The organism is Shigella sp. FC1967 (assembly GCF_001743005.1).
Lineage (GTDB): Bacteria > Pseudomonadota > Gammaproteobacteria > Enterobacterales > Enterobacteriaceae > Proteus.
The window spans coordinates 1-374 of record NZ_MIIZ01001355.1; the positions used below are offsets into that span (position 1 = coordinate 1).

At 28.9% G+C, this 374-nt stretch carries 1 protein-coding gene; it reads right to left on the reverse strand.

Features of this window, described 5'->3' with window-relative positions:
- Positions 1–201 (reverse strand): POTRA domain-containing protein (locus tag BHE89_RS21960; protein WP_286146414.1); only part of this gene is annotated, 201 nt, incomplete at its 3' end.
- Between the last annotated feature and the right edge of the window lie 173 nt (positions 202–374).

Sequence of the window (374 nt, forward strand, 5' to 3'; positions counted from 1 at the left end):
AAAAATAGAAGAATATCCCACACTATCGCTTGGTCTTATATCCAGTGTATATTGTGATGTTGTTAATCGATTAAGTTGCTCAAGCCCATGTTCTAAATCGCGTAGATTAAGTATTTTTTCTTTGTACAATGGAAAGATAATATTAATTAATCGAGAAGAAGTATTATTAATAAAAATATCTTTTATTTTTCCCTCTATCACTTTAACTGTAAGCTTATTCTTAGATCAACGGTTAATTGATTTTTAAATGCAAGTTTTTTATTATTCTGAACAATAAAAATAGAAGAATATCCCACACTATCGCTTGGTCTTATATCCAGTGTATATTGTGATGTTGTTAATCGATTAAGTTGCTCAAGCCCATGTTCTAAATC